Genomic DNA, 11,915 nt, shown 5'->3' with positions numbered 1-11,915 from the left:
GGTTCAGCAATCCAGAAGATCCTCGGCATGATGATATTTTTCCCGGTATTCCCGTGGCGTCATGCCGGTTTCTTTTTTGAAGGCACGGGAAAAGGCAAATGGATTTTGATATCCGCAGGAGAACGCCACGCTGGAGACAGGGATATCCGTGATGGTCAGAAGCTCCCGGGCGTTGATGATCTTGGCTGAAGTCAGGAATGCTTGGGGTGTGGTTCCAAGATGTTTTTTAAAAAGTCCGTAAAGGTGGCTGCGGCTGATATGGAGATAGTCAGCAACATCTGTCACAGTGATATTCTGTAGCGGACTTTTTTTGATGTAATCAACAGCCTGTGTGATGTAAAAATTATCGTTGGATTCCATGGTGGTGTAGGAAGCATGAAATTCTTCCTCCAGCAGGGCAATGATCCGGTAAAGACCGCTCTGGATATAGGCATCACCGGAAGGCGTCAGTTGTGGATGAGCCATCATTTCAAGAATAGTTTCCTGATATGGAAGAACCGAATTCAGCTGCTGGACCGGAGTTTCCCCGGTAAGATGGCAGTGTTCGCAAAGCGTTGGAGCGTTTTCCCCGTTGAAACAGATCCAGATATAAGTCCAGGGATCAGAAGGTTCCGCTTTGTAGAGAGAGCTGGTCACAGGAGGAATGAAAAAGCACTGTCCGGCTTTCAAGGTATATTTCCGGTTGTTCATATAGAAATATCCCTGTCCGCTCAGCACAAAATGGATGGTGTAATATCGCCGGACACCAGGGCCGTAGGACTGTTCCGGTGTACATTTTTCCCAGCCGCAGGAAATAAGATGAAGTTCTTTTGATGAAGTCTGGCGGTTCATGACCTGCTTGTTTTTCATGAGAGTTTTCTGCCTTTCGATATATGGTTATTATAAGTAATATCAGTTTAAAATATTTGATCTGAGGTGTAAAGAACAAAGATGAACTGATAGGACAAAAGACAGTTGCCGTGCAATAAACGTGCGGCAGCTGTTTTTTATATCCTGGCATTGTCTTGACACTTGTAAAAGAAAAAGGTTTACCACCAGGAAAAATATCGTTATAATAGGAGAAACGCAGTTTCTCTGCGGCAAAAATATAACGGTCCGGGAGATATCTGTGTCAGAAATATTGCTTATCCGGTGATATATCAGATGATATGAGGAATTTTCCGGTATGTAATAAGAAGGGAGAAAGATATGGCATATTTAGGTGAAGAAATCAAAAAACTTGGTTTTGGCCTTATGAGACTTCCGCAGAAATCAGAAGGTGTGATCGATGTGGAGCAGACCAAAGTCATGGTGGACAAATTTATGGAAGCCGGATTTACATATTTTGATACAGCATGGGCTTATGCAGGAAGCGAAGATGCTATCCGCGAAGCGCTGGTAGAGCGTTATCCGAGAGAAAAATATCAGCTAGCCACCAAGATGGCAGCCTGGATCAACTGTAAGACAAGAGATGAAGCTCTTGCACAGTTTAAAACATCTCTGGAGAGAACAAAGGCAGGATATTTCGACTTTTATCTTCTTCACAATCTTGGAGAGCACAGAACAAAATATTTTGATGAGTACGGTTTATGGGACTGGATCCGTGAACAGAAGGAAGCCGGTCTGATCAGACATGCAGGATTTTCGTTCCACTCCACACCGGAGGAGCTGGATGCACTTCTCACTGCACATCCGGAAATGGAATTTGTACAGCTGCAGATCAATTACGCAGACTGGGAAAATCCGGCGATCCAGTCAAGAGCCTGCTACGAGGTAGCCAGAAAACATGGAAAACCGGTCATTATCATGGAACCTGTAAAAGGCGGCATGCTTGTAACTCCGCCGGAAGCAGTGGAAAAGCTTCTGAAGGAAGCAGAGCCGGAAGCATCCACAGCATCCTGGGCGATCCGTTTTGCGGCAAATCTGGAAGGCGTGATCACCGTACTTTCCGGAATGAGCAATGTTGCACAGATGGAGGATAACCTTTCCTTTATGAAGGATTTCAATGGCCTTACTGACAGTGAGAAGGAGACTCTTGATAAGGCAAGAGAGGCTATGAGCAAAATTCCTCTGATCCCATGCACAACCTGTAACTACTGTGCAAAGGTCTGTCCGATGGAAATCGGAATTTCCGGTTCTTTTACAGCAATGAATTATCTGACATTGTACGGAAATAAAGCCGCCGCAGCGCATCAGGAAGACTGGCTGGTAGTCAGTCATGGCAGAAAGCGTGCAGATGAATGTGTAAAATGCGGACAGTGTGAGGAAGTATGTCCGCAGCATATTTCCATCCGCGAGGAACTTGAGAAAGTAAGCGAGGCTTTTTGCAAATAAAAGAACTGATCCGGCAGGAAGCGGATCAGGGTAAGGAGAGAGTTTAAAAATGGAAAAATTCAAAGCATTTCTGAAACGGAAGGATATTGAGATCTCTCTGAAGAGATATGGTATCGATGCACTGGGAGCTATGGCACAGGGACTTTTCTGTTCCCTTCTGATCGGTACGATCATCAACACCATTGGCACACAGTTTCACATTCCGTTTCTGACTATGGCAGTTGCCACAGTCAATGATACCCAGTATACAGTAGGTTCTCTGGCATCTGCCATGAGCGGCCCTGCCATGGCAGTAGCCATCGGTTACGCCTTGCATTGCCCGCCGCTGGTATTGTTTTCGCTGATCACCGTTGGATTTGCCTCCAACGCACTTGGCGGAGCAGGCGGTCCTCTGGCTGTACTGTTTGTTGCCATTGTTGCAGCTGAGATCGGTAAGGCAGTTTCAAAGGAAACAAAGATCGATATCCTTGTAACGCCTCTTGTAACCATCGGTGTGGGCGTAGGTCTTTCCGCATGGTGGGCACCGGCTCTTGGAAAAGCTGCCATGAAGGTAGGAAGCGTGATCATGTGGGCAACAGATCTGCAGCCATTCTTTATGGGAATCTTGGTTTCTGTATTTGTTGGAATCGCACTAACGCTGCCGATCTCTTCTGCTGCGATCTGCGCGGCTCTGGGACTTACCGGACTGGCAGGCGGCGCTGCAGTAGCGGGCTGCTGTGCGCAGATGGTAGGTTTTGCGGTCATGTCCTTCAGGGAAAACAAATGGGGTGGCCTTGTCTCTCAGGGAATTGGAACTTCCATGCTTCAGATGGGAAATATCGTCAGAAATCCAAGGATCTGGATCGCTCCGATCGTAACATCTGCTATCACAGGACCTATTGCAACCTGCTTGTTCAGGCTTCAGATGAACGGAACTGCTGTATCCTCAGGAATGGGTACTTGCGGTTTTGTAGGTCAGATCGGTGTGTATACAGGATGGATGAATGATATTGCAGAAGGAACCAAGACAGCTGTTACAGCTATGGACTGGGCAGGACTTTTCCTGATCTCTTTTATTCTCCCGGCAGTTCTCTGCCCGTTGATCAATATGTTTGTACGTAAGCTCGGATGGGTGAAAGATGGAGATATGACGCTGTCATAAGCTATATCAGATCTTACTTTAAAATCAAAAAAGAGTATCACAGGAACTCATTGATAGTGATGAGCTTTGTGATACTCTTTTATTTTAACTTTTATGCTACATGTGATCCGGTGGCATTACTCCGTTCCAGTCCACAGGCCTTTGCATATTCATGGAGTTTCTCTTTTGCGGAATAATTCAGATTCTGAGGAACTTGGATCTGAATGGTTACATACTGATCACCGCGGACGGAAGGGTTCTTCATGGAAACAATGCCTTTTCCTCTCAGGCGGATCTTGGAACCGGACTGCATACCTTCCCTGATCTTACAGATAACATTTCCGTAAAGGGTGGGAACGGTGGCTTCACCGCCGAAAACAGCGGTTGTGTAAGGAATAGAAATGGTGGTATAAACATCCGATCCCTTTCGTTCATAGCCAGGACGTGTTCCTACGGTAACCTTCAGAAGAAGGTCACCAGGCTCACCGCCGCCGGTTCCGGGCATGCCTTTTCCTTTCAGACGGATACTCTTGCCGGTATCAATACCTGCCGGAATATGAATCTGAAGTGTCTGCGGTGCACCGGATCTTCCGTCCGGACCGGACAGAGAGATCCTTTTATCTGCACCAAAAGCTGCCTCATCAAAGGTAACGTTGATGCTGGCCTTCACATCAGAGCCTTTTTGCGGAAAATCCTGTTGATGGAATCCGCCGAAGCCGTTGCCACTGTGAAAGCCACTTCCGCCAAATCCACTGTGAAAGCCGCCACCGTTACCGGTGAAATGCTCATATGTGCCATTGCTGCCGAAACCGCGGCTTTCGCCGTGACTGCCGTGGAACATATTTCCGAAGATATCACCAAAAATATCGTCCATATTTTCACCGTTAAAATGAAATTCCTGATAGCTGCCATTGCCGCCACCCTGGAATCCGCCGAATCCACCGGCACCTGCGCCGGCTCCAGGATCAGCTCCTGCTTCAAATGCGGCATGACCAAACTGATCATACATTTTTTTCTTCTTTGGATCACTTAAGACATCGTAGGCTTCGTTTACTTCTTTAAATTTATCTGCGGCATCTGCATTACCGGCGTTTGTATCCGGATGATATTTTTTAGCCAGTTTACGATAGGCTTTTTTTATTGTTTTTTCATCTGCGTTCCGGTCAATGCCCAGAACATCGTAATAATCTCTTTTTACTGCCATGGTATTCACCTTCCCTTATATTATAGTCTGCAGCGTCCCGGATGATCGATCTGTCCTCTCAGAGGACAGATCTCCCGGACTGTCATATATTGAACGTATGCGTATAAAATTCCCCGGGAAAAATCCCGGGGGCATTACTTTTATATTGTTCTACATGTAATATAACACTACTAATTAAAAGTGTCAATACCTGCATTGCGAAAAAGAACATTTTGGACTGCAATGAGAGATATGATTCTTACAGCTATCAGCTGAAAATATGATATAATACTACTATAAATTCCGGTGCGGTCTGCTCAGTAAAAAAAACAGAGAGAGCCGCAGATTAGAGAAAGATCCAAAAAAGAAAAGGAGGCGTATAATATGAGAAAAAGAACTCTTCTGTCCAATATAAAGGCAGTAAAAAGGCTGGTACTTCTGACACTTATACTGGCAGCAGCTTTTCCGGCGACGATCCGGGAGGCAAAGGCAGCAGCAGGAACCACTTTTAAAGTCAAAGTCACAGATGGATACCTGGCTCTCCGGAGTGAGAAGGCTTTTGACAAAGGCAATGAGATCGGACAGCTGAATACAGGAGATCTTGTGGAAGTTACAAATCGGAAGGACGCTACCTACTGGTATGCATACGTGCCAAGACTGGATAAATCCGGATATCTGGACAAAAACTATATCCAGATAGCAGAGAACGCCACAGCTTCCAACGATTCCTGGACAGTAAAGGTAAAAAAAGGCTATCTGGCTCTTCGAAGTACCGCAGCTTACAATGACAGTAACGAGATCGGACGTCTGAATACCGGAGATGTCGTTCTTGTAAAGGACAGCAGTGATTCTACTTACTGGTACGTATATGCTCCGGGGCTTGATAAATCCGGATATGTGGATAACCGGTATATTTACAATAGTGGTCTGTGGACAGTCAAAGTAGAAACTGGTTATCTTGCCCTTCGCAATAAGGCAGCCTATAATGAAAGCAATGAGATCGGACAGCTGAATACCGGTGACACGGTTCAGGTGAAGGACACCAGCAACGATCAGTACTGGTATGTATATGTTCCGCAGCTGGATAAGACCGGTTATGTTGACAGGAACTATCTTACCGGAGGCTCAGGTACGACAACTCCATCCATGACTGTTAAAGTGGAAAGCGGCTATCTGGCTCTGCGCAGTACAAAGGCGTATGACAAGGACAATGAGATCGCCCAGCTGAATAACGGAGATACGGTAGAAGTCATTGAGAAGAAAGACAGTACTTACTGGTATGTATATGTTCCGAAGCTTGGAAAAGAAGGATATGTAGATAAGAACTACCTTAAATAAAAAGATAAAGGATGCTTGTTGCCGGATCTGCCTGAAGAGGAACAGAAAGCCGGAACAAGAAACGGGGAGGCAGAAAGATGACTCTGGCACAGCTCAGATATACCATAGCAATTGCAAAAGCCGGATCTATGAACGAGGCAGCAAAAAGCCTTTATATTTCTCAGCCCAGTCTTTCCACGGCAATCCGGGAGCTGGAAGCAGAAACCGGTGTTGAGATCTTCCGAAGAACGAACCGAGGAATCGCCGTAACGCCTGCAGGCGAAGAATTTCTGGGGTATGCAAGGCAGGTGGTGGAACAGTACGAACTGATGGAAGCCAAATATATTTCCAAGGAACAGTCACGCAAAAAATTCAGTGTTTCCATGCAGCATTATACCTTTGCAGTTAATGCCTTTGTGGAGCTGGTAAAGCAATTCGGCATGGATGAGTACGAATTTGCGGTTCACGAGACCAAGACGCATCAGGTCATCGAGGATGTCCGTAATTTCAAGAGTGAGATCGGGATCCTCTACGTAAATGATTTTAACCGTAAGGTACTTACAAAAATGTTTCACGAGTATGGTCTGGAGTTTCACGAACTTCTCAACTGTCGGATCTATGTTTATATGTGGAAGGGGCATCCTCTGGCGAAGCGTGAGAAGATCACGCTGGAAGAACTGAAGGAATATCCGTGTCTGTCCTTTGAACAGGGAGGAAATAACTCTTTTTATTTTGCTGAGGAGGTTTTGAGCACCTATGAATACAAACGGCTGATCAAAGCCGATGACAGGGCTACTATGCTGAACCTGATGGTAGGACTGAATGGATATACCTTATGCTCCGGTATTATCTGTGAGGATCTTAATGGTTCCGATTATTGTGCTGTGAAGCTGGATTCCGATGAGATCATGACAATCGGTTATGTTGCCAGAAAGGGTGTTAACATCAGTGCCCTTGGGAAAAAATATCTGGAGGAGATTTCCAGATATAAGGATAAAGCACTGAAATAAGAGAAAAAAATCTGACAGATCACTGCCGGAGAAGACGGGAAAAGCTTCTGGTATTTATGATACCGGAGGGTTGTTTCCCTGTGTATTCTCAGATACGTAGCGATGCGTATCATGCAGGAATCTGTCAGATCTTTATTTACATTAAAAGTTTTTGGCAGTGGAAATTTTATTCTGCAAGCCGATCACACACGGATCACAAAACCATCCTTACGCGGTTTGGCTGTTGGATACTCACAGTCACGGTATCCAAGAACACAGTGGCCCACGCCGATATATTCCTCTGGAACACCCCACTGCTTCTTCAGCTCTTTTCCTTCCTCGGAGTCAAAAACTTCTCTTGCACGGTGAATCCAGCAGGAGTCCACGCCGAGAGCATGTGCGGCATTCATGAGATTTCCCATCACAAGACTTCCGTTTTCCACACAGGTGCCCATTTTGCTGTCGGAAAAGACAATGATCACAGTTGGGGCGCCGTAGAACGGATCTGAGGTGCTGCCCATAACAGCTGCGTTCATTTTGGAAAGCCTTGCAACCAGCTCCGGATCCTGTGTCACTACCATAAGAGTGCTCTGCTGTCCCATGCCGCTGGGGGAATATTTTCCTGCTTCCAGGATCGTATCCAGAGTTTCTTTCGGAACAAGTTCTTTTTTGTAGGCGCGGATGCTTCTGCGTTCTAACAGGTTTTTGATGCTTTCATTCATGATCATTACCTCCTGATGTTAAATTTTGTTGAAAATATTTTCTGCAAAAGAAAGTAAATTTCTTTTTATTCTGATAAAAACCATTATAACGCAGATGATTATAGTTTCCAATAGATAGAAGGATATAACTTTACAATTTATAAAGAAATATTATATAATCTGGTTATGATATTCCTGCGGCGGATGCGGGAGAATTTCGGGTGGAGATACAGAGACAGAATAGTTAAGACAGAAAATATGAGGTGCCAGATGGAAAAGATTCGGAAACATTTTTATTTTTCAGGAAGAGTACAGGGAGTAGGCTTTCGTTACCGCTCCTATTATATTGCACAGTCCATAGGACTGACCGGCTGGGTACGGAATCTCTGGGATGATCGTGTGGAAATGGAAGTACAGGGAACCAGAGAAGAAATCCGGGAGATGGTAGAACGCCTTTCTCAGCAGAGCTTTGTGGAGATCGAGGGGATTGAAGCGAGGGAAATTCCACTGGAGGAGGAGTTTGGCTTTCATGTGAGAGGATAGTGAAATGGCCGGTTCATTCCAGCTCCAGTGCCAGATACAACAGAACAGCGTCCCGGAATTTTCGGGGATTGAGACCACATTTTTTATAAATGTGGTTTAATTTATATTGAAGAGTATTTTTGTGGAGAAAAAGCTTCTCTGCGGCATCAGCCAGAGACATTTCCAGGGAAAAATAAGTTCGCAGAAGGTTCTTTTCATCCGGGGACAGCTGATAACCAAACAGCAGAACAGTTATTTGGCTGCTGAGCTGCGCAGAGAATATCCGCCTGACACGTAAATGAACATTTCACATTTCCGGTACACGGAATGATAGAACGGAGAGTACGGATATCAGCTTTACATAAAAATCATACAGGAGGAAAATAAAATGAAGGTAGTAACAGCGATCGATTCTTTTAAGGGCAGTATGACATCCATGGAGGCAGGCTTTGCAGCTGCTGAAGGTATCCATCGTGTGGATGCGGACGCAGAAGTTCAGGTAAGACCACTGGCAGACGGTGGAGAGGGAACCGTGGAAGCCCTTGTCGAAGGAATGAACGGAAAAACAGAGCACGTAAAGGTTACGGGGCCTCTTGGCGAGCCGGTGATCTGTGAGTATGGCATCATCGAAAGCACAAAGACCGCAGTGATCGAAATGGCTGGTGCAGCAGGGATCACGCAGGTGCCGGACGAAAAAAGAAATCCTCTTTATACCACAACCTACGGTGTCGGTGAGGTGATCAAGGACGCCATCGAAAAAGGCTGCCGCAGATTTATTGTGGGTATCGGCGGAAGCGCCACCAATGACGGTGGTGTGGGAATGCTTCAGGCACTTGGCTATGCATTTCTGGATAAAGACGGAAAGCAGGTCCTTCCGGGAGCAAGGGGCCTGAAAGACATCACAGAGATCACAGCTGCCTATGTGATCCCGGAGCTTGCAGAATGTAAATTCCGTGTTGCCTGCGATGTCACAAATCCTCTTTGCGGAGAGCTTGGATGCAGTGCCATCTACGGACCGCAGAAGGGTGCTACACCGGAGATGATCCAGGACATGGATCAGTGGCTGGGTGCTTACGCAGAGCTTGCAAAGGAGCGTTTTCCGAAAGCAGATCCAAAGTATCCGGGAACAGGTGCTGCCGGCGGAATGGGATTTGCATTCCTGACCTTTACCGATGCAGTTCTGGAATCCGGGATCAACATCGTGCTGGATGAGACAAAACTTGAGGACTACATCAAAGACGCGGATCTTGTGATCACAGGTGAGGGACGTATGGATGGACAGACAGCCATGGGAAAAGCGCCGGTAGGTGTTGCAAAGCTTGCAAAGAAATATGGCAAAAAAGTGATCGCCTTTGCAGGTGCCGTACAGCGTGACGCAAGAGCCTGCAACGATGCAGGGATCGATGCCTTTTTCCCGATCCTCCGCGGAGTGGTAACTCTGGAGGAGGCCATGAAAAATGAGAATGCCAAGCAGAATCTGGCAGATACTGCAGAGCAGGTTATCAGACTGATGAAATAAATAAAAGGCATATGATCCGTAAATTTCAGGATTCCTGCAGAAATACAGAGCGTGAGTGTCTGATCTGCTGTAAGAATAAATTTGGTGAAAGACGTTGAGAAGACATTGGATGATAATACAAAAAAGACAGGCCACCTCAGAAGCCTGTCTTTTTTGTGGTTTATAATTTGTAAAAATAAGGGAGCTGTAACCGGATTAAATCAATTTATGTTATGGGGATTTCAGTCTTATCCTTCGATCGGCTCAAAATCCACAGCGCCATGCTTGCACAGCGGGCAGATGATATCTTCCGGAAGTTCATCGCCTTCATAGATGTATCCGCAGACTTTGCATACCCAGCCTTTTTTGCCCTCGGTCTGTGGCTTTGGCTTTACATGTTTCTGGTAGTAGGTGTAAGTCATGGTATCCTGATCGCTCATGACACGGGCCTCTGTGACGCTGCAGATGAACATTCCGTGAGTGCCGAGATCCACATAGTTTTCTACCTTCAGGGACATGAAAGCATTGATATATTTGTCCAGGAATACCAGGCCGTTGTCGGAGTGGTTTACTTTCTGTCCGGCAAATTTATCGGTGCTTCTGCCGGACTGGAAGCCGAACTGCTCAAAAACAGAGAACGGAGCATCTGTGGACAGGCAGTTTACGTTCATGATACCGGTCTGCTGGATCACGTGGTGAGAGTAGTTTGCCTTGTTGATGTTGACAGCCACGCGATATGGGTTGTCGGTAAGCTGTGTAACGGTATTGACGATCAGACCGTTGTCCTTTTTGCCATCGTTGGAGGTTACCACATAGAGGCCGTAACCGATGCGGAACAGAGCAGTCATATCATTCTTGTTGGCAAGATCATCGCTTTTTGCAATGTATTCCTGGCAGAGCTCATCAGCCATAGCTTCCATCTGCCTGCGGTTTTCTTCGTTTACTGCAGACATGATCTTAACTGTGGTATTCAGCCAGCTGATCTTTTTGCATTTGGAAAGCATTTCTTTCATAACCTTCGCTGCCAGCGGTGCCCAGGTTCCGTTTTCAATCAGTCCTACCGTGCGGTTCTGGAAGTTGTGCTCTGTCAGACGGGTAATAAAGTCGTTCATAAACGGATAGATGCCTGCATTATATGTGGTGGTTGCGAGAACCAGCTTGGAGTAACGGAAAGCATCGCTCAGTGCCTGGGACATATCGTCTCTTGCAAGATCATAGACAACAACGTTTGGACATCCTTTGCTGCGGAATTTATCGGCCAACTGCTGAACGGCCATTTTTGTATGACCGTATACAGAAGTGTAGGCGATCACGATTCCGTCATCCTCCGGTGTGTAGGAAGACCAGGTATCATAGAGGCTAATATAATGTCCAAGATCTTCAGTAAGAACCGGTCCGTGGAGCGGGCAGATGGTCTGGATATCCAGAGCTGCGGCTACTTTCAGAAGGTTCTGCACCTGCACACCATATTTTCCAACGATGCCGATATAGTATCTTCTTGCCTCATCGTCCCATGGTTCCTCTGCATCCAGGGCGCCGAATTTTCCGAAGCCGTCTGCGGAAAAAAGAACCTTTTCTGTGCTGTCATAAGTGACCATAACCTCCGGCCAGTGAACCATCGGTGCAAATACAAAAGTCAGATCGTGTTTTCCAAGGGAAAGGGTTCCGCCGTTATCTACGATGATCTGATGACCTTCCAGATCCAGGTCAAAGAAGTTCTGCATCATGGCGAAGGCTTTTTTGTTGGAAACAACGATGGTGTCCGGATAAGCCTTCAGGAAGTTTGCGATGTTGGCTGCGTGATCCGGTTCCATATGCTGTACGATCAGATAATCCGGTTTCCGGTCACCCAGAACTTTCTGGATATTATCAAGCCATTCGTGAGTAAAATTTGCATCTACCGTATCCATAACCGCAATTTTTTCGTCCAGGATCACATAGGAGTTGTAGGACATGCCGTTCGGAACTTTGTACTGGCCCTCAAAAAGGTCAACCTGATGATCATTAACGCCTACATATTTGATGGTATCTGTGATTTTCATGAGCGATTCCTCTTTTCTTTCTATGGTGGATTTATTTATATGCTTCAGTGATTTGTTTGTTTCTTAACTTTGATAAAAATATAACAGAAATTGATGGCAAAAACTGTTGCAAATACAACAAAACAGGAAAAATTTCCAGACTTTACATTTTTTTCGTGCTGGTATAAAATCAGAAACATGCAGCAAAATAAAATGCGGATAGTTGCTTTGAGAGTCCTCTTACATAGTCT

The 11,915-nt window shown here is 45.9% G+C and carries 11 protein-coding genes; 6 read left to right on the top strand and 5 right to left on the bottom strand.

Annotation, left to right across the window (positions count from 1 at the left end; genetic code table 11):
- Nucleotides 1-3 precede the first annotated feature (3 nt).
- A complete protein-coding gene (locus GPK58_RS03150) occupies nt 4-849 on the bottom strand; it encodes an AraC family transcriptional regulator (RefSeq protein ID WP_092073565.1) in 846 nt (281 codons plus the stop codon).
- A 339-nt stretch (nt 850-1,188) separates the two neighbouring features.
- Here GPK58_RS03150 and GPK58_RS03145 point away from each other — a divergent pair, with 339 nt between their 5' ends.
- Nucleotides 1,189-2,313: an aldo/keto reductase gene (locus tag GPK58_RS03145; RefSeq protein ID WP_215638177.1), complete on the top strand. Its 1,125-nt coding sequence runs from the start codon at nt 1,189-1,191 to the stop codon at nt 2,311-2,313.
- Between the two features lie 49 nt (nt 2,314-2,362).
- Entirely contained in the window at nt 2,363-3,454 is a 1,092-nt protein-coding gene (locus GPK58_RS03140) for a PTS transporter subunit IIC (RefSeq protein WP_015525523.1), read from the top strand.
- Between the two features lie 91 nt (nt 3,455-3,545).
- Here GPK58_RS03140 and GPK58_RS03135 read toward each other — a convergent pair whose 3' ends face one another.
- Nucleotides 3,546-4,637, bottom strand: a complete 1,092-nt coding sequence (locus tag GPK58_RS03135) for a DnaJ C-terminal domain-containing protein (protein WP_215638176.1) — start codon at nt 4,635-4,637, stop codon at nt 3,546-3,548.
- A 363-nt stretch (nt 4,638-5,000) separates the two neighbouring features.
- Here GPK58_RS03135 and GPK58_RS03130 point away from each other — a divergent pair, with 363 nt between their 5' ends.
- Both GPK58_RS03130 and GPK58_RS03125 read left to right on the top strand, forming a co-directional pair.
- The gene (locus GPK58_RS03130) at nt 5,001-5,954 is read left to right on the top strand and encodes an SH3 domain-containing protein (RefSeq protein ID WP_244092755.1); all 954 of its coding nucleotides are present in this window, start codon (nt 5,001-5,003) and stop codon (nt 5,952-5,954) included.
- A 77-nt stretch (nt 5,955-6,031) separates the two neighbouring features.
- Entirely contained in the window at nt 6,032-6,943 is a 912-nt protein-coding gene (locus tag GPK58_RS03125; protein ID WP_015525527.1) for a LysR family transcriptional regulator, read from the top strand.
- Between the two features lie 182 nt (nt 6,944-7,125).
- Here the strand turns inward: GPK58_RS03125 and GPK58_RS03120 are convergent, their stop codons facing one another.
- Nucleotides 7,126-7,644, bottom strand: coding sequence for a nitroreductase family protein (locus GPK58_RS03120; protein ID WP_118514133.1), 519 nt, complete (start codon nt 7,642-7,644; stop codon nt 7,126-7,128).
- Between the two features lie 249 nt (nt 7,645-7,893).
- Between GPK58_RS03120 and GPK58_RS03115 the strand changes: the two genes are divergently transcribed.
- On the top strand, nt 7,894-8,166 hold the full coding sequence (locus tag GPK58_RS03115; protein ID WP_114001527.1) for an acylphosphatase: 273 nt from the start codon (nt 7,894-7,896) through the stop codon (nt 8,164-8,166).
- A gap of 13 nt (nt 8,167-8,179) precedes the next feature.
- Here the strand turns inward: GPK58_RS03115 and GPK58_RS13275 are convergent, their stop codons facing one another.
- Nucleotides 8,180-8,350 (bottom strand): helix-turn-helix domain-containing protein, encoded by a 171-nt coding sequence (locus GPK58_RS13275; RefSeq protein ID WP_227945638.1) that lies wholly within the window; start codon nt 8,348-8,350, stop codon nt 8,180-8,182.
- Nucleotides 8,351-8,533: 183 nt separating this feature from the next.
- On the opposite strand from GPK58_RS13275, the gene GPK58_RS03105 reads away from it, so the two are divergent.
- Nucleotides 8,534-9,664 (top strand): glycerate kinase family protein, encoded by a 1,131-nt coding sequence (locus GPK58_RS03105; RefSeq protein WP_215638175.1) that lies wholly within the window; start codon nt 8,534-8,536, stop codon nt 9,662-9,664.
- Nucleotides 9,665-9,891: 227 nt separating this feature from the next.
- Here GPK58_RS03105 and GPK58_RS03100 read toward each other — a convergent pair whose 3' ends face one another.
- On the bottom strand, nt 9,892-11,685 hold the full coding sequence (locus tag GPK58_RS03100) for a flavin reductase (protein WP_021652771.1): 1,794 nt from the start codon (nt 11,683-11,685) through the stop codon (nt 9,892-9,894).
- Between the last annotated feature and the right edge of the window lie 230 nt (nt 11,686-11,915).

The sequence above is a fragment of the Blautia sp. MCC270 genome (assembly GCF_018785605.1).
Lineage (GTDB): Bacteria > Bacillota > Clostridia > Lachnospirales > Lachnospiraceae > Blautia_A > Blautia_A fusiformis.
Note: the sequence above shows the minus strand (reverse complement) of the source record. Positions and strands in the feature narration are given on the sequence as shown.